The organism is Paenibacillus sp. FSL E2-0178, assembly GCF_038593005.1.
Taxonomy (GTDB): Bacteria; Bacillota; Bacilli; order Paenibacillales; family Paenibacillaceae; genus Paenibacillus_AQ; species Paenibacillus_AQ phytohabitans.
Genome location: NZ_CP151953.1, coordinates 7875131 through 7892152 on the forward strand (window position 1 = coordinate 7875131; position 17022 = coordinate 7892152).

General features: G+C 51.6%; 17 protein-coding genes. 12 read left to right on the top strand and 5 right to left on the bottom strand.

Annotated features, from left to right (window positions below):
- Positions 1 to 73: 73 nt before the first annotated feature.
- Both cysI and MHI42_RS33925 read left to right on the top strand, forming a co-directional pair.
- The gene (gene cysI, locus MHI42_RS33920; protein ID WP_342422026.1) at positions 74 to 1789 is read left to right on the top strand and encodes an assimilatory sulfite reductase (NADPH) hemoprotein subunit; all 1716 of its coding nucleotides are present in this window, start codon (positions 74 to 76) and stop codon (positions 1787 to 1789) included.
- A 232-nt stretch (positions 1790 to 2021) separates the two neighbouring features.
- Positions 2022 to 2339 (top strand): hypothetical protein, encoded by a 318-nt coding sequence (locus MHI42_RS33925; RefSeq protein ID WP_246354201.1) that lies wholly within the window; start codon positions 2022 to 2024, stop codon positions 2337 to 2339.
- 15 nt (positions 2340 to 2354) lie between these two features.
- Here the strand turns inward: MHI42_RS33925 and MHI42_RS33930 are convergent, their stop codons facing one another.
- Both MHI42_RS33930 and MHI42_RS33935 read right to left on the bottom strand, forming a co-directional pair.
- A complete protein-coding gene (locus MHI42_RS33930; RefSeq protein WP_342422027.1) occupies positions 2355 to 3434 on the bottom strand; it encodes a glycoside hydrolase family 99-like domain-containing protein in 1080 nt (359 codons plus the stop codon).
- A gap of 59 nt (positions 3435 to 3493) precedes the next feature.
- Positions 3494 to 4558, bottom strand: coding sequence for a glycosyltransferase (locus tag MHI42_RS33935; RefSeq protein WP_342422028.1), 1065 nt, complete (start codon positions 4556 to 4558; stop codon positions 3494 to 3496).
- Between the two features lie 191 nt (positions 4559 to 4749).
- Between MHI42_RS33935 and map the strand changes: the two genes are divergently transcribed.
- The 5 genes from map (at position 4750) to MHI42_RS33960 (ending at position 9891) form a co-directional block, all read left to right on the top strand.
- Positions 4750 to 5496, top strand: a complete 747-nt coding sequence (gene map, locus MHI42_RS33940; protein ID WP_039293962.1) for a type I methionyl aminopeptidase — start codon at positions 4750 to 4752, stop codon at positions 5494 to 5496.
- A 179-nt stretch (positions 5497 to 5675) separates the two neighbouring features.
- On the top strand, positions 5676 to 7106 hold the full coding sequence (locus tag MHI42_RS33945) for a PAS domain S-box protein (RefSeq protein ID WP_342422029.1): 1431 nt from the start codon (positions 5676 to 5678) through the stop codon (positions 7104 to 7106).
- A gap of 81 nt (positions 7107 to 7187) precedes the next feature.
- The gene (locus MHI42_RS33950; protein ID WP_042138462.1) at positions 7188 to 7580 is read left to right on the top strand and encodes an ATP-binding protein; all 393 of its coding nucleotides are present in this window, start codon (positions 7188 to 7190) and stop codon (positions 7578 to 7580) included.
- 21 nt (positions 7581 to 7601) lie between these two features.
- Positions 7602 to 9611: a methyl-accepting chemotaxis protein gene (locus MHI42_RS33955; protein WP_342422030.1), complete on the top strand. Its 2010-nt coding sequence runs from the start codon at positions 7602 to 7604 to the stop codon at positions 9609 to 9611.
- The gene (locus MHI42_RS33960; protein WP_341066891.1) at positions 9604 to 9891 is read left to right on the top strand and encodes an STAS domain-containing protein; all 288 of its coding nucleotides are present in this window, start codon (positions 9604 to 9606) and stop codon (positions 9889 to 9891) included. Before MHI42_RS33955 ends, MHI42_RS33960 begins: the two co-directional genes overlap by 8 nt.
- Positions 9892 to 9993: 102 nt before the next feature.
- On the opposite strand, the gene MHI42_RS33965 is transcribed toward MHI42_RS33960, so the two are convergent.
- Positions 9994 to 10398: a CBS domain-containing protein gene (locus tag MHI42_RS33965; RefSeq protein WP_039293958.1), complete on the bottom strand. Its 405-nt coding sequence runs from the start codon at positions 10396 to 10398 to the stop codon at positions 9994 to 9996.
- Between the two features lie 213 nt (positions 10399 to 10611).
- Complete coding sequence (locus tag MHI42_RS33970) at positions 10612 to 11037, bottom strand: VOC family protein (RefSeq protein ID WP_171716581.1); 426 nt, start codon at positions 11035 to 11037, stop codon at positions 10612 to 10614.
- Between the two features lie 140 nt (positions 11038 to 11177).
- Between MHI42_RS33970 and MHI42_RS33975 the strand changes: the two genes are divergently transcribed.
- Positions 11178 to 11984 carry a hypothetical protein gene (locus MHI42_RS33975; RefSeq protein ID WP_342422031.1) on the top strand — a complete coding sequence of 269 codons (807 nt, stop codon included), beginning with the start codon at positions 11178 to 11180 and terminating at the stop codon, positions 11982 to 11984.
- Between the two features lie 7 nt (positions 11985 to 11991).
- Here the strand turns inward: MHI42_RS33975 and MHI42_RS33980 are convergent, their stop codons facing one another.
- Positions 11992 to 12915, bottom strand: coding sequence for a TIM barrel protein (locus MHI42_RS33980; RefSeq protein ID WP_342422032.1), 924 nt, complete (start codon positions 12913 to 12915; stop codon positions 11992 to 11994).
- A gap of 494 nt (positions 12916 to 13409) precedes the next feature.
- Here MHI42_RS33980 and MHI42_RS33985 point away from each other — a divergent pair, with 494 nt between their 5' ends.
- The 4 genes from MHI42_RS33985 to MHI42_RS34000 all read left to right on the top strand — a co-directional run bounded on the left by MHI42_RS33985 (position 13410) and on the right by MHI42_RS34000 (position 17011).
- Complete coding sequence (locus MHI42_RS33985) at positions 13410 to 14495, top strand: winged helix DNA-binding domain-containing protein (protein ID WP_246354200.1); 1086 nt, start codon at positions 13410 to 13412, stop codon at positions 14493 to 14495.
- A gap of 61 nt (positions 14496 to 14556) precedes the next feature.
- Positions 14557 to 15036, top strand: coding sequence for a heme-degrading domain-containing protein (locus MHI42_RS33990; RefSeq protein ID WP_042138453.1), 480 nt, complete (start codon positions 14557 to 14559; stop codon positions 15034 to 15036).
- Positions 15037 to 15213: 177 nt separating this feature from the next.
- Positions 15214 to 15681 (top strand): GNAT family N-acetyltransferase, encoded by a 468-nt coding sequence (locus MHI42_RS33995; protein ID WP_171716578.1) that lies wholly within the window; start codon positions 15214 to 15216, stop codon positions 15679 to 15681.
- Positions 15682 to 15844: 163 nt separating this feature from the next.
- On the top strand, positions 15845 to 17011 hold the full coding sequence (locus MHI42_RS34000) for a small-conductance mechanosensitive channel (RefSeq protein WP_342422033.1): 1167 nt from the start codon (positions 15845 to 15847) through the stop codon (positions 17009 to 17011).
- The last annotated feature ends 11 nt before the right edge of the window (positions 17012 to 17022 follow it).

Below are 17022 nucleotides of genomic sequence, written 5' to 3' on the forward strand. Positions count from 1 at the left end.
CGGAGGAACCTCCGCTGGGCTTACGATACAATTCTTGAAGAGTGCGAGGCAATGCGGAAGGAGAGGATCAATAATGGCAAACAATGAACCAGCGGTGAAGCCGATTGGCGGACCCCCGAGTGATGTTGAACATATTAAGCTGGAGAGCAATTATCTGCGCGGTGCACTTGTCGAAACCCTCAGCAACCCGATCACCGGAGGGCTGCCGGAGGATGACAACCGCCTGCTGAAATTCCACGGCAGTTATATGCAGGATGACCGGGATTTGCGCAGTGAGCGTGAACGCTCCAAGCTGGAGCCTGCTTACCAGTTCATGCTGCGTGTTGTAGCGCCAGGCGGAGTGGCGACACCGGCGCAATGGCTCGTAATGGACGATCTGGCCCAGAAATACGGCAACGGCACACTGCGTATTACGACAAGACAGGCTTTTCAAATGCACGGCGTACTCAAGTGGAATCTGAAAAAGACGATCAAGGGAATTAATGATACGCTGATGACTACGCTTGCAGCCTGCGGTGACGTCAACCGCAATGTCATGAGCGGACCCAATCCGTATCAGTCAGAGGTGCATGCCGAGGTAAACGAGTGGGCCAGAAAAATCAGTGACCACTTAGCCCCGCGCACCGCGGCTTACCATGAAATCTGGCTGGATGGCGAGAAGGTAGTGGACAGCAAGGTGGTTGAACCGATCTACGGGCCTGTGTACCTGCCCCGCAAGTTCAAGATTGGCCTGGCGGTGCCGCCTTCCAATGATGTAGATGTGTTCTCCCAGGACCTGGGCTTCATTGCTATACTGGAAGACGGGAAGCTGGCCGGCTTCAATGTCTCGGTCGGCGGCGGGATGGGGATGACGCATGGTGACACCAGCACGTATCCGCAGCTGGGGCGGATTATCGGCTTCTGCCGTCCGGAGCAGATGATTGATCTGGCGGAGAAGACCGTCACCATTCAGCGTGACTACGGTAACCGTTCGGTCCGCAAGAACGCCCGCTTCAAGTACACGATCGACCGCCACGGTCTGGAATGGTTCACGGGCGAGCTGCATGAGCGGCTGGGCTGGACGCTTGAACCGGCACGGGAATATCATTTCGACCACAACGGTGACCGCTACGGCTGGGTGAAAGGCTTCGACGGCAAATGGAATTTGACGCTGTATATCCAGAGCGGACGGATTCAGGATGTCCCGGGGTATCCGCTGATGACAGGCCTGCGGGAGATCGCCAAGATTCACGGCGGGGATTTCCGCCTGACGCCGAATCAGAATCTGATCATTGCCGGTGTCAGCCATGCGAAGAAACGCAAGGTAGCCGAGCTTGCCAAGCAATACGGGCTGACCGACGGAGCTCATCATTCCGCGCTGCGCAGAAGCGCTATGTCCTGCGTGGCGCTGCCGACCTGCGGTCTCGCGATGGCGGAGGCTGAGCGATATCTGCCGCTTCTGCTCGATAAAATGGAAGTCATCATTGATGAAGCCGGCCTGCGTAATGAAGAGATCATCATCCGTATGACCGGCTGCCCTAACGGCTGCGCCCGGCCTGCGCTTGGCGAGATTTCGTTCATCGGCAAAGGCCCGGGCAGATACAATCTGTACCTGGGTGCCGGCTTTACCGGAGACCGGCTGAACAAGCTGTACAAGGAGAACATTGACGAGAAGGAGATTCTCGACACTCTCGGGCCGATCATTCACCGTTATGCCAAAGAACGCAGTACGGGTGAGCATTTCGGAGATTTCGTTATCCGCAGCGGCTATGTCAAAGCCGTTACTTCGGGACTTAACTTCCACGACTAGGTTTGCCTTTTCTCCATATACGAAAGAACCTGCTCCCTAATGACACAGGGACAGGTTCTTTTATTATTTCTATGAAATGTATGGTTGTACTATATCCATCTACTGATAATCACATATAGTATAGTATCACCGATTGAAAGGGATGATAGCCTTGCCAACCTTCGACAGCATACTTGTCACAGGGAACCAGACAATTCAGCAGGACCTGCAGGTCAATGGAAATCAAACAATAATGGGAGCCTTAAACATTGTAGGCAATGAAACAGTTTCGGGAGATATGCAGATCAACGGCAACCAGTCCATTGTCAACAGCCTGGCAACCGGCGGAGATGTCGATGCAGGCGGAAATGTGCTGGCGGTAGGCCGGCTGTCAGCCAGTAACCAGCCCTCCTTACCAGCAGGCGTGGCAGTAATCCAGCAGGTCAGACATTATTTCCTGCCTGTGCCGAATCAGCCGGGTCTGGTGCTAAAGGGCACAGATGGTCTGGATTATGTTATTTTTATCGATGTCAGCAGCGGGACACCGAGCCTGGCTATTCATCTGGCGTAGTGTAATGCAGACTGCCTAGCTGCGGGAATTTATAGAAGGAAGGCTCCCCGTCTGCTCCAGCGCTTTCTTGACCTCTTCTAGATAGCGGAAGCGATGCTGCTGGTCCGGTTCCAGAAACGCACCTTCAGCCCATTCATTCCATGCATTAATGAAGAGGAACTCACTCTGATACAGGGTTCTGGCTCTCTCAATCTGCTTCGCTAGATACCAGCCGAACTTGTGCGGCGAAGCCCCTATACAGCTCTGTCCCCTTTTGCCCAGCCGCGGGGTGTTATCCCAGTTCACGTAGGCTCCCGGAAATATTTTGCCTCCGTTCCGGTGGGGAGACCTGCTCAGGATTGACAGCCAGACCTGGTCATAGTCGAAGACGAGATGCTCCTGCCCGTCGATAATCATGTAATTCCACAGACGTTCTGTATTGCCGTGGGCAAAGGTGTAATGCGGCTCGAATTCCACATTGGCATCGAAGCCACCCTGGCCCGGAATGTCGAAACCGCCCAGTGTGCGGACAAAATAAATACCATCCAGGCCATTCTGCAGCGCAAGGGTATTCCAGAACTGCAGCATCTCTTCGCAGCGGGGAATATTCCCCGGTCTATATATGATGAATAATGGTTTGTTGCCGATGCGGATATAGCGTTTATCCCTGAAGGCGCCCAGCAGCTCTTGAAAGTGGTTCTCCCAATCCTGTTCATCTCCATAATCCTGGCGGATCAGCACCTCATGCTCTCCGCCGTCCCATTTCCGGGTCCAGGATTCATTGGCCCAGGAGAGGCAGAACGGAAAATCCGGTTCGCCGGACTTCATAATCTGCTTCAAGGGCTGCTCCAGCAGCGGCTTGCCTTTGAACCAGTAATGGTAGTAGCAGAACCCATAGATGCCGTAGGCTTTGGCTACTTCTGCCTGCCAGTTTCTCGCTGCTGCGTCCGTCAGGTCATAATAATACTGTTCGAGCGGTTCCTTGGGTTGTTGATGTCCTGAGTAGAGCGGAACAGCTTTCCTGGTGTTGGTCCATTCTGTGAAGCCTTCCCCCCACCACAGGCTGTTCTCGGGAATCACATGAAATTGCGGCAATAAAAAAGCGATGAGCTTCAATCCACCTACCTCCCAATTCTGCTGCAGGTAATCACTGGTTATTGTTGCGGGCTCCCCGTTTAACTGTTAAAAACAGTATGCAGCAGCTTCGCCGCCATTTGCATAAATGAGTAATCGTAGGTGCTCCTCCATAAGGCACGGGTAGCCACCGCCCTTGCGGACTCCGGGTGGCTTCGGTAGTAGCTGAGCTTCTCGCTCAATTCCTGGCCGGTGTGAAATGTGATGATGTCTTCACCGGGATTCATAAATGCATACAGATTGGGATGATCCTCTACCAGCTGGACAGCCCCGCAGGAAGCGATTTGAAAAGCCCGAAGCGGCGGCTGGCCCCAGTGGATAATAATCTCGGCGCCATTGTAATAATCCTGCAGCTCTGTACCAGGAGATACCGGGGTAATTCCGGGATATTCCTCCCAGCCTTTGCCGGCTGCATATACCTTACAGCCGCTGAGCAGCGGAGAGAGCTCGTGAAGGTAGGCTATACCGGCTGGAAGTGCGTCGCCAAGCAGCAGCACATCGCAGCGGCAGGCTTCATCCACATATTTTGGACTGAACAGGTTCCGGTCCGCAGCAAAAGGCAGATACATAACAGAACTGCTGCCGGAGTGCTGATAAAATGGGATATGGTACATATTTTGCGTAAAGACATAGTTAAACAGAGCTGCCAGACGCCCGGTTGAGCTGCTCGTGCCGGAGCTGTCGGTGAGCCAGATTGCCTTTTGGAGAGTGGCTCTGCGGATCACCTCCAGATCATTGTCCGAGAAGTCTGTATCGCCTCCGACGACCAGCAGCAGATCCGGATTGAGCTGGACCAGCGCTGTAGAGAAGCTCTGGAATGCCTTAATGGCTACAACTTCTTTGGTAAGCAGCCTGAACTGGTCGGCAATCAGCTGTTCGGTCTGCCACAGCTCCTCTTCCGGCATGGCGGATACGAGTAGAACCCGCAGTTTTTTGAACTCAACAGCCTTGGCAGGCTGCGGAAGATTAGCGGATACATTCTGTTGATTTATATTTATATTTTTGAGTGCCCGGATTACCGTATGAGCAATAAGCTTTCTGGATCTGGGATGCAGCCGAATGGTTTTGCCGGTGGTTCTGATACGGTGTTTCGTTTTCTTGTTCATGCGCTGCCGAAATCCCTCCCTACACAACCCTGCACTGTTTTATTTTATGAGAAAGCAGTGAATTTGCTACAATTCACAGAATGAATTTGGATTTCCGGCGGTTTTCTTACATAATATAGAGTAGCACTACAAAATCATAACCAAGAGCCATTGCTGTGAGTAGTGGCTTCTGTACAGAAGAGGCGAATTTAATGATCATCATGAAAACGATGGAAGAGATCGAAAAAATGCGTGCGGCTGGCAAAATATTGGCCGAATGCCACCGGCAAATCGCTCAGATGCTGAAGCCCGGAATTACGACCTGGGAGATTGACCAGTTTGCTGAGAAGTTCATTCTCTCCCAGGGGGCTACCCCTGAACAAAAAGGCTATCATGGCTATCCATATGCGACCTGCGCATCTGTGAATGATGTCATCTGCCACGGCTTCCCCAAGCACGAGGAGCTGAAGGATGGAGATATTGTAACAATTGATATGGTAGTCAACTTGAACGGGTGGCTGGCAGATTCAGCCTGGTCCTATGGCGTTGGCACAATTAGCGAGCAGGCGGACAAATTGCTGGCTACCACCAAAGAGGCTATGTTCAAAGGCATTGAGCAGGCTGTGGCCGGCAACCGGATTGGTGATGTCGCTCATGCCATCCAGGTATACGCGGAAGCTAACGGCTTCTCCGTAGTCCGTGATTTCATCGGGCATGGCATCGGCTCTGAAATGCATGAAAAGCCTGATGTGCCTCACTATGGCCCGGCAGGCAAAGGCCCGCGCATCAAGGAAGGTATGGTGTTCACCATTGAACCCATGCTGAACACCGGCAGCTACCGGACCAAGGTTGATGCGGACGGGTGGACAGCGCGTACCTTTGACGGCGGATTGTCGGCACAATATGAGCATACGCTGGCGGTAACTCCGCAGGGCACCATCATTTTGACAGAGCTGTAAGAATCAGCTTCTGCCTGCTATTTTAATGAAGGATGTTAGGTAAAAACCCGGACTGTGGTCATGTTTTCATGCCGCAGGCCGGGTTTTTCTGTCTAACTGTGTCGGAATTCACGGCTTATCTCCATTTTATTGAATATAATGGGGAGACTTTAAAGCTGAATAGAATAGAGGCTTGTGAAATGGCAACAGATAAACCGTGTAAGAATCTGCATCGCTCCCCCAGTCCGGCGCAGTGCATGGAGCATTATGGCTGCATCTATGAGAATAATCATCTCATTACATTGCTGGTGGACCCGGAGAACGGCGGAATTGCTGATGCCAACCGGGCAGCATGCGAGTTCTACGGCTACAGCATCCGGCAGTTCAGGCAGCTTCTGATCTGCGATCTGGCGGCTGACCCGAAATCAGGGGTTCAGGAATTTGTAGAGAAGGCGCTGCCTGAGGGCGCTGACCAGAAGAACCGTGTGTTCATCGACCGGCATGTTCTGGCCACCGGAGAGCCCATTGATGTGGAGGTTCATACCGGCATGATGACGATGCTGGGCAAAAACTGTGTATACACCGTAATTCACGACATCAGCGAACGGGTCCGTTCCGAGCAGCGGCTTCGAGAAAGTGAAGAACGGTACAGAGATCTGGTCGAGCTGTGCCCCGAGGCTATTCTGGTCTATAGCAGCGGCACTATCCTGTTCGCCAATAAGCAGACAGAGCGGATGTTCGGCGCCAAGAAGCAGGAGCTGACCGGCAAAAGAATTGAGGATTTCTTCAATGAGGTGTACTTCCAGAGTGCAGAGCATAACAAGCTCAAGACAACAGGTCTATTGAAAGAACGCTTCCGCATTGAACAGCGGCTGATCAGGCGGCAGGACAACCGTAGCTTTGATCTTGAAATTTCCGGGGTGCCGGTCATATATGAAGAAGCGAAGGCGCTGCAGCTGGTGTTCAGGGATATTACCGAGAGTAAAAGGGAAGTGGAGCGGGCAGTCCGGCTTCAGGAGCACCGGCATGCGGTATCCTTCCCGCTGGACAGCAAGGCGGTTCTGGAGAAGCTCTACATCCCGGCCCGAACCTTAAGCGGCGATTTCTTCATCTTCCATAAGGTCAACGAAGAACAGGTCATTGGCATTATCGGTGATGTGACCGGTAAGGGGATTACTGCAGCGCTGAATATCTCGGCCCTACGGGTGCTGTTCATGGACAGCCTGTCATGTACACAGGACCCCGTACAGGTACTGCGCGATCTGAATTACAAAGCGCTGCAGCATCTGGGCGAGGATTATATCGCGGGCTGCTGCTTCCTGCTCGACTTCGGGACAGGACTGCTCAAGGCAGCCGGAGCCGGAATTAATGAGTTTCTCTATGTTCCCCGCGGCAGGGACTGCGAGAGAATTACCGTTAAGGGGGCACCGCTCGGCATGTTTGAGAGCAGTGAATTTGAGGAGAAGACCATCCCGTTTCAATCCGGGGACCGGTTTTGCTTTTATAGTGACGGGATGGAGCTGCTGTTTAACAGTGATGAGCTGGGGCGGGAGTACGGGTATCTGCTCGAGAGATTTGCCGGAGCAACGCTGCAGGATGACTGCACCTGGCTCGGCCTGAATATCCAGTGACGGACGGGCGCTGCCTGCAGGGCGGATTCTTGGCGTGTACATACGCGGGACGATGATTTCAGAACTTATAAGGAGTGAGTCATGGGAGCTATTCATAAGGAAGTGATGCTTCACGGTCTGGAGCGTCATCAGATGATTATTGACGGAATCATTCAGGAGCTTGACTTAGAAGCCTATGCGTTTGATATCCGCCTGATTCTGATCGAAGCGGTAACCAATGCCTATTACCACGGGAACCTCAGTGATTGCAGCAAACCGATTACCATCCGGTATCTGCTAATGGATCAGCTGCTTAAGCTGCAGATAGAGGATTCGGGGGCCGGGGACAGCGGACTGGTGTTCCCGGAGGCTATCGGGAGCGATGAGTTACTGGAAGAAGGGGGAAGGGGTTTATACCTGATCCGCTGTTTCTCGGACAGTGCAGAGATGATACATAATACGATGTACATCAGCAAAAGTATCTGTCCCTCATAGAATTACAAAGGGGAGAATTCGGTGAAATTAAGCTTGAAAGTCAAAATGAGTATCCTGTTATTTCTGATTATCAGCGTACCGCTGGGCATATCCGGGGCTGTATCCTATCAGCTGGCTTCGGGAGCCTTGCAGAAGACGATTGAAGAGGAATTAAGAGGGACTACTAATTCTACAGCCAGAGCGGTAGATGCCGAGCTGGAAGCGGTAGGCAATGATCTGGGCATCACCAGCAGGAACAGCGCGCTGGCCGATTTCGCCGGGAATCCTTCTGCTGCATCCTTAAGAAACACAGCATTTAATTACATATCCGGTGTGCAAAAAGACAACGCCAAGCTATTGGAATCGCTGATCATCGCCGATACACACGGTAAGGCGCTGATTACCAGCAGCTCCGAATCACCCGGGCTTGATGTATCGGACCGTGCATACTTCCAGGAAGCGCTGCAAGGCAAGGACGCCGTCAGTGAAGTTATTCTGTCGCGGGAGACGAATCAATACATCGTAGCGATCGCCAGACCGCTGCGGGTAAATGATCAGATTACAGGCGTATTAATCGGTACCGCCTTGTTTGAGAATATCACTTCCCCGGTAACCGGGGTGAAGATTGGAGAGCATGGCTACGGATATATGATTGACCGTACCGGCCTGATCGTCTCGCATCCTGAGCAGGACAAAGTCCTGAAGGAGAATCTGGACGGCAACAGCAATGCTGAACTGAATGAGCTGGTCCGGCTGATGAAGGCCGGAGAAACCGCACACGGCTTCTACACCTATGAAGGCGTGCGTAAATATGTTTCCTTTCAGCCCGCAGGCAATTGGGTAGTAGCTACAACGGCCAATGTACAGGATTATATGGCTCCGGCGGACGAAATCCGTAATACTACGCTGATTATTATTCTGGGCTTTATCGTCGTTGCCATGCTGGCTGCATATTACTTTACCACACGTAATATTGTGAATCCGATCAAGAAGCTGGAGAGAGCCATGGGCCGGGCTGGTGACGGGGATCTGACCGTTCATACCTCAATCCGCTCCGGAGATGAGCTGCAGACGCTGAGTGAATCATTCAACACCATGATTGACAAGCAGGAGGCCATTATCGAGAAGGTAAGAGCAGGCTCGGTATCCTTAACCTCCATGTCCGAGGAAATGGCAGCCTCTTCAGAGGAGATCAGCGCATCGATTCAAGAGATTAGCTCCAGTACCCAGGAGATTGCTTCCGGAGCCGAGAACAATAACCAGTCGGTAATCAATGCTTCCCAGGTGCTTGTGCAGCTATCCAGTCTGGTGCAGCTGGCGCAGAGTAAAGCGTCGGCTACCTCCGGTAATGCCGATAACACGAATCAGGCAGCGCAGGAAGGCAGAGCCAGAGTTATCAGTACAGTGCAGGCGATGGATACGATTCACAGCAGCACCCAAGAGACGGAAGAGCTATTGCTGACGGTCAGCGGGTTGTCAGAGAAGGTATCCACAATGATCGGAACAATTAACAAGATCGCCCAGCAGACCAATCTGCTGGCCCTGAATGCTGCCATCGAAGCAGCGCGTGCCGGTGAGCATGGCCGCGGCTTCAGTGTAGTGGCCGGTGAAGTACGGAAGCTGTCGGATGAGACGCATACCCAGGCCGGCGAGATTACGGGTCTGGTTAGTGAGATGGTCACGCGGATTACCCAGGCTGTAGATTCCATGAGAGGCGCTGCAGAGGCGGTAGAGAGCGGCGTAAGCATTGTGAATGAGACGGACCGCGCATTCGTGCATATCATTCAGTCTGTTGAGAGGATTACAGAGAATGTGCAGGAGATTCTGGATATTACCAGAGATGAAGTAGCAACCTCTGATCAGATTATTAAGCTGATTGATTCCATGGGCACGATCTCGGAGCTTGCGGCAGCGAATACAGAGAATGTATCCAGTGCAACGGAAGAGCAGGCGGCAACGGTCAATAATTTCGCGGCTTCCGCGCAAGAGATCAGTGCTATGGCTAATGAACTGGAGATTCTTGTTGAGAAATTTATAATCAGGGGTGAGTAGCTTGAGCGAGATTATTATTGAGATGCCGGAGCTGTTCTCGGTTGAGGAAGCCGGACATTTCAGAGAAGAAGTTCGGAATTATATTCTTGGCGGCCATTCAAGCTTCCTGCTTGATTTCGGGACCTGCCGTTTCATTGACAGCACCGGACTTGGCGTGATTGTCAGCTCCTACAAGAAATGTGTTGAGACTGGCGGCACCATTAGGCTGACGGGGATGAATGACAATGTCCGGAAGATTTTTGAGCTGACCCGGCTGACTCATGTGTTTGAGATTATATAGACTTGCTGACTTGAACAAAGGCAGGGCCGTCCTTCGGAGGACAGTCCTGCCTTTGCCTTTGCTGCGGATGAACAATGGATCACTTAATGCGGCGTTATGAGGTTAATCGGTAATATTCCGGGTGTAATACTCGATGATATCCTTGCGGCGGATGATGCCGAGGAAGATCCCGCTTCCGTCCACCACAGGGACGAAATTCTGGTCTGCGGCCAATGTCAGCATATCCTCCATCTGTGCGTGAATCTCTACACTCTCGTTATGCACATGACGCTGAATGGTGCCCACAGTCACCCCGGTCATATTCTCAAAGCTAAGACCCTCGGTGTTCTTCAGTTTCCATAGCAGATCGCCCTCCGACAAGGTCCCAACATATTTGCCTTCTTCGTCAATAATCGGAATGGCCGAGTAATAATGATTCTCCAGCTGCTCCAGCGCTTCCCGCATTGAGATCGAGGAAGTGATAAACGCCACCTGATCTTTGGGCAGCAAAAAAGAGGATATTTCCATAGGTTAGTCTCCTTTACAGTAGGATGTGTACATAAACGTTAGTTCAATTAAAACACATAACATGATGTAAGCGCATTAACAATTGGGTTACAACTTCGTAAGGGAGAGGGCTAAGAGCAAATAATAAAAGGATATGCCGCCCTCCCAAGGGGAAGATTCAACATATCCTAACCGGTTTTGTTGTATATAAAAGATATGTTAATGCTGGAATTGTTAGCCGTTCTGGCCGTTATCGTGGCTGACCTGCCAGTAGATGCCGAATTTGTCCTTCAGGCTGCCGTAACATTTGCTCCAGAACGTCTCCTGCAGCTCCATGCTGACTGTGCCGCCTTCCTTAAGCTTATGGAACCAGTCTTTGATCTTATCTTCATCCGTATCCATCAGCGTCAGGTTGATGTTATTGCCTTCCACAAAAGGCATTCCAGGAAATACATCCGAGAACATTACCGTGCTGCCGGCAATTCTCAGATTGGCATGCATCACCAGGTGCTTGGCCTCTTCCGGCAGAGGGTGGGAAGGATCGGGAGGAGCTTCGCCGAAAGTCATAATATGCGGAGGTTCGGTCCCGAATACTTCAGCATAATATTCAACAGCTTCCCGGGTATTTCCGTTGAAATTCAAGTAAATATCAATTGCCACATGCGTCACTCCTCTAGTGTTAAATTAAGGCAGGCACGGTTCTGTCATATTGTATCATGTGCCTGTCTATTTACAAATATACTTGGCAGACTCTAAGATAGGGAAACAAGTGGAGACAAGAATTACAGGAGGACTATGCTGTGAAAATATATGGCTGTGATTTCAGCGGAGCGAAGAATCCGGAGGGCAAAATTTACGTGACTGAAGGGAACCTGGAGGCGGGGGAATTAACGGTAGAGCGGGTGTTCAGCTGTGAAGACAGGCTGGATCTGGCGTATTATATCCGCTCAAGCCAGGCCCCCTGGGGCCTCGACTTTCCATTTTCAATACCGGACTATTATTTGCAGGAACAATATCATTCATCATGGGACAATTTCCTGAAGGGGGCTTATGACGATACCCGCGAGTCCTTCAAGCAGCGGTTTGGGGTGATACACAGCGGCAGGAACAGCCGGGATATGCGGGTGACAGACATTGCGCTGCAGGCCAAAAGCCCGGTCTCTTCGACACCGATTGCCATGCACGGAATGCTGTATGGCGGACGGAAGCTGCTGTTTAATCTGCGGGAGGCGGTATCCGTTTACCCCTTCGATGAAGTACGGGATCATGCTTCGCGGCTGTATGAGGTATACCCGAGTCATGGCTGGAAGACCCTGCAGCTGAAAAGCAGTGATCCGGCAGCGCCCGCGGAGATCGGCACCCGCTTCAAAGCGCTGGTGGACGAAACATTCGCGATAACGGTCACGGCGCAGTCTGCGCTTGGAACACTGGATGCGGCAGGGAAGGCCAATCCGCATGCCAGAGATTCTATGATGGCCTGCATACCGCTCGCGTATTGTATCTACAAATACAATCTGGAGAAACACTGGCCTGTCCGGCCGCCCTTCGCCACGGAAGAAGAATGGGCGAACAGGGAGCGGGAGGGACTTGCAGTCAGACTCTTTTGAAGCAATATCAAGCTCCGGAAGCTTCAGCAGCCCCGGATAGAATGCCATCCACCCATGCATAACAACGCTCCAGCTGCTCTGTTGTGATGAGGTCTGAGCGGTGCTCGAACATGATTTTCACTCCGCTGTTCTCCTCGCGGATGATGCGGAGATAGTCTTCAATAGGTGCCCAGCCGTCTGCGGGACTCAGTTCCGGGAGTGCCGGGTAATGGCTGTGCCGGACGGTGTCCTTGACCTGAACAGTCGACAGATGGATTAGTGCTGCGTATTTGGTGTATCTCCTCAGGAGCGCCCGGGCATCGAAATTGGGGTCAAACCTATCCTGCTGATACAGCCGGGCTGTATCCAGACACAGCTTAATATCAGGATACCTCACTAATAGACGTTCCAGAAAATCCTGATTATAGACATAGCTGTTCAGTCCGTCGAATTCCAAAATAGGCTGGAAATGATACTCTCGTCCTTTCCGGCTGAGCCAGTCGAACAGATACTCACTGTGCCGGATCAGCTCTTCCAGAGAGGTTTCACTCTCATAGATGTACTCCCGGCGGTCACTGAACCGCCATTGCTGCCAGTCCACGCGGTCATCCAGGATGACCGGCTTCGGATAATGAAATAATACATATCCCGGACGGAGGTTGACCATATAATCCAGCTCTTCTTGGATGTGCCGGAACGCTTCCGCACGCTCATACTCATCCGGCGAGAGGAACAAGGCGTCCCGCAGCCGCGCAGGATCGGCGCGCAGCGGGAAATGGACACCGGTGTGAAACTGGTGTTGCTGCGCTTCAGCGATCAGATTCAGGCAATCTTCCTCTGACTTGAAGGAGCAGGCCTCGATTCCATAGAATCCGGCTTTGAAATCCTTGCGGAATTTGCTGTAATCGAATCCTCCGTATTGACCAATCATGAATTGCTGCAAATGATTCACCCCGTATGTCTTAGTGATTTGTACTCCTTCACCCTGTGGAAATTTGGACTTCCGGGGGCAGCTGTTGCCGCAGGAAGTCCTTGATTCATCGACTTCTGAGGCAGAGATCAGGAGGTTGTTTATAGAATCCTGCACATAGTACAACATTTTCCTCATCCTATCGGCCAAAATCCAAAATTGTTGTATAAAAAGCAGGATTTCACCGTCTCCAAGCGGCTTAGCAGGATTATTCTTGTATTTCATACAACAATCTTCCCGAACACCCGGCTATCAGTGATTCAAAGTTGTAAAACGTACAACATTGTTGTCTACAGTGAGGTTTATTTAGAATGTATAATTCGCCATAATACAGTTTTTACCTGCAAAAGAGTTATACTTGCGGATGCAAATTGCCGGCCGCTCTACCAGCAGCTTACTTATTGGAGATGGACAGCAGATAGGCAGATACCTATACTGGAGGAAAGTACCAGGGACAGCAGAGGAGAATGATTGTGATGAGCAAGCGTATTGCAGATCAGCGGCTGATGCATCAGCGGATTCAGCAGCCTCCATCCCTTCAGCCCGGAGAAGTGGTGCGTGCGTTCGGTGCGATGCAGGCTCAGGATTATATGCAGGCCGTCTGGGCTATAGGGCTGCGAACACCATCAGCAGGATTAATAGAGGTTGAGCAGGCCATCGCGGACAGGAAGCTGCTGCTGACCTGGACGCTGCGCGGGACGCTTCACTTCGTGCCGCCGGAGAATGCGAAGTGGATGCTTCAGCTCTGTGCCCCGCGCATTCTGCGTCAGGCGGCAGCCAGACTGACCCAGCTTGAACTTGACGACAAGATCCTGGAGCGCTGCCGGAAGATCATCTATAACGCACTGAAGGGCGGACGCCAGCTCCCGCGTCCCGAGCTGCTGAAGCTGCTGGAGGATCAGGGCATCAGCATCTCCGGCCAGCGCGGCTATCACATTCTATGGCATAGTGCGTATAACGGCCTGATCTGCTTTGGTCCGCGTAGCGGCAAGCAGCAGACATTCGTTCTGCTGGATGAATGGGTGGAATACTCGCGTGAGCTTTCATTTGAGGAGTCACTGAATGAACTGGCCTCGCTGTATTTCACGGCGCATGGGCCTGCAACTGTGCAGGACTTTGCCTGGTGGGCAGGGCTGACGTTAACGGATGCAAGAGCAGGTCTTGAGGCAGTGCGGAGCAGTCTGCAACCGGAAGTGATTGACGGCAGTGAATACTGGATGCCTGATCCTGCTGCAGTAACGGCAGCAGAGCCTGCCGGTGTTCATCTGCTGGCCGGGTTCGATGAATATATTCTCGGCTATAAAGACCGGAGTGCCGTGCTGGAGCCGGAGTCGTTCCCGCTGATCGTGCCGGGCAATAACGGCATCTTCCTGGCGACGGTGGTAGCTGACGGGCGGGTAGCCGGAACCTGGAAGCGGACGATTAAGAAAAAAAGTGTCGAGCTGTTCATAACCCCTTTCGCCCCCTTGGATCACAAGGGAATAGAAGGAGTGCAGCAGGCCGCTGAGCGCTATGCGCTGTTCCTGGGTCTGCCTTTAACCAAACTTGAATATCTCAAATGACCCGATTAACTGCATTAGATCCATCTACTACAACTATAACCGGACTAAGGAAGTGTTGATTATGGAAGACTACACCCCATTATTGGAGCAGATACTTAAGCAGGAACAGGAGCTGCAGTTCAGCGCGTTCAGCAATCAGACAGCCATCCAGGTGGGCAGCGCAATTCTGGCCAGAGCGCAGAGCATGGACAAGCAGATTACGGTGGATATCCGGAAGAACGGAACCGTGCTGTTTCACGCCAAAATGGATGAGAACGGCCCCGGCAATGACCGCTGGATCGCCCGCAAAATCAATGTAGTGAACCATTTCGGACACAGCTCCTATTATATGAATGTGCTGTATAAATCATGGAATACCACAATTCAGGAGAATGCTTTTGTCGATCCGATGGAATACGCCGCCGAAGGCGGGTGCTTCCCGCTTCTGATCCGGGATGCCGGAGCGGCCGGAACCATATCCGTGTCCGGGCTTTCCGGTGAGGAGGATCATGAGATGATCGTTGCCGTGCTGGAGCAAATCATTAAGCCGCAAGCCAGCTAACCCGCACAACAATTTTGAATTATCGCTTAGATCATGGCGGAAATGGTGTATAATGGGCAGTTTCCGCAGGAAGAAGCGGACTGTCTTTTCTATTTCTTAAATACTGGGCGAATTTCCCTAAATTATGCTATTCTTAGAAGGTTGAAGCATCCAGTCAGAATAAAGGAGACTTGCCGTATGACAGCTATAGCAATCAGACAGTTGATGCCCGGTGAGGAGAAGCTGATTACTCCCTTAATCCGCGAGGCGTTTGATATACATATTTCCGTTAACTATTCGGCGCAGGGTGTTATTGAATTCTATAAGTATATTGAACTTGCCGCGATCCGTAAGCGCATGCAGCAGGATCATGAGATATTCATCACCACGTCCGGGCCGGGGGTTACAGGGATCATAGAACTCCGCAACAATAATCACATCTCGCTGCTGTTCGTGAAGAATGCACACAAAGGAACCGGGATCGGCCGGATCCTGCTGCAGCATGCGGTTGACAAGATGAAGGCAGACGGGGTCCGGCAAATTACCGTGAATTCATCCCCGAATTCAATTGGTTTCTATGCTTCCCAAGGCTTTGTGCCGATTGGGGAAGAGGAAGAAGAGCGCGGGATACGTTCGCTAAGCATGAAGCTCGATCTGGAGGGGTAATTGTATAGAAACCTCACACGGGATGCTCCATACGTCATGGAAGTGGACGTTGGGGCATCTTTTTGTGTGCCGTCAGCAGGAATAATCTGGAGGGTTATCGAATAGTAGCGAATATCAACAAATTTCGACTTTTCAACTACATACATAAGCGGGGTATTGCACAATGAAAACATGGAAAAAAACACTATTTCTGATCGTTACTTTTGGATTGATCTTCTTGCTTCCGTTATTCGGGAGTCTGGCGAAATGGCACGGATTGCCCCCCGGCTACGGCGACTTTCCTGCCCTAAAGGTGGAAGCTGACCCCGGATTCAGCCTGCTTTATTTCTCTCTGGCCTGTGTTGTAGCGCTGATCATTACGCTGGTTTTTGTATTCCCCCGGCTGTTTGGCTTCAAGAAAACCCAGGAGGCCCCACGGCAGAAGGGAGCAGCTACACCTTTTCCAGTCTGGTTCTGGTGGAGTCTGCCGGTCCTCGCGGTCAGCTGGTTTCTGATGTGGGCACGGCTTAAGCTGCATGTTTCCTTGGAGTATTACACGTTTGTTCCGCTTTGGTGGTCATTCATTCTGATTCTGGACGGACTGGTGTATAAAAGAAATAACGGGGCCTCGATTATCTCGCGCAAGCCCAAGGTAATGCAGCTGCTGGCTGTGGTCTCCTGCTTCAGCTGGTTTGCCTTCGAATATCTCAATTTCTTCGTACTCGAGAACTGGTATTATCCCAATAATGAAGTGTTCTCCAATTTCGGCAATGTGTTCTGGTTCTCCTTATCCTATACGACTGTTCTTCCGGCCATCTTCGAATGGTATCTGCTCCTGAAGACCTTCCGCTTTTTCCGTACCCGGTATAATAACGGCCCTAAACTGAAGGTATCCGGAGTCTTCCTGATCATTTATTATATCCTCGGGCTGATCCTGGCATTTGGGATGGGTTATTATCCATATCTGCTGTTCTGGGTGCTGTGGGTCGCGCTTGTTCCCATGCTGTCTGCAGCGATGGCGCTTGCCGGCTACTGGACGCCTTTTACACCGATTAAGAACGGGGACTGGTCCAAGGTCATGCTGATTGGTCTGGCTACCGTATTCAACGGCTTCTTCTGGGAGTTCTGGAACTTTGGCAGTGAGTGGTTCCATGACGATGCCCCTACCAATCCGAATTATTGGAAATATTCCGTGCCTTATCTGGACAAGTTTCATATTTTCTCCGAGATGCCGCTTCTCGGATACTTCGGTTATTTATTCTTTGGGCTGAATTGCTGGATTATTTGGCTGATTGCCGCGTACGTGTTTAAATTCGACGCCGATATCGAAGTCACGGGAGAACAGAGCTAAAGGTGGAGTAG

What these genes read in the sequence shown, in the direction of transcription:
- cysI (WP_342422026.1), top strand. Translation starts at nt 74, where the DNA reads ATGGCAAACAATGAACCAGCGGTGAAGCCGATTGGCGGACCCCCGAGT.
- MHI42_RS33925 (WP_246354201.1), top strand. Translation starts at nt 2,022, where the DNA reads ATGGGAGCCTTAAACATTGTAGGCAATGAAACAGTTTCGGGAGATATG.
- MHI42_RS33935 (WP_342422028.1), bottom strand. Translation starts at nt 4,558, where the DNA reads ATGAACAAGAAAACGAAACACCGTATCAGAACCACCGGCAAAACCATT.
- map (WP_039293962.1), top strand. Translation starts at nt 4,750, where the DNA reads ATGATCATCATGAAAACGATGGAAGAGATCGAAAAAATGCGTGCGGCT.
- MHI42_RS33945 (WP_342422029.1), top strand. Translation starts at nt 5,676, where the DNA reads ATGGCAACAGATAAACCGTGTAAGAATCTGCATCGCTCCCCCAGTCCG.
- MHI42_RS33950 (WP_042138462.1), top strand. Translation starts at nt 7,188, where the DNA reads ATGGGAGCTATTCATAAGGAAGTGATGCTTCACGGTCTGGAGCGTCAT.
- MHI42_RS33965 (WP_039293958.1), bottom strand. Translation starts at nt 10,398, where the DNA reads ATGGAAATATCCTCTTTTTTGCTGCCCAAAGATCAGGTGGCGTTTATC.
- MHI42_RS33985 (WP_246354200.1), top strand. Translation starts at nt 13,410, where the DNA reads ATGAGCAAGCGTATTGCAGATCAGCGGCTGATGCATCAGCGGATTCAG.
- MHI42_RS33990 (WP_042138453.1), top strand. Translation starts at nt 14,557, where the DNA reads ATGGAAGACTACACCCCATTATTGGAGCAGATACTTAAGCAGGAACAG.
- MHI42_RS33995 (WP_171716578.1), top strand. Translation starts at nt 15,214, where the DNA reads ATGACAGCTATAGCAATCAGACAGTTGATGCCCGGTGAGGAGAAGCTG.
- MHI42_RS34000 (WP_342422033.1), top strand. Translation starts at nt 15,845, where the DNA reads ATGAAAACATGGAAAAAAACACTATTTCTGATCGTTACTTTTGGATTG.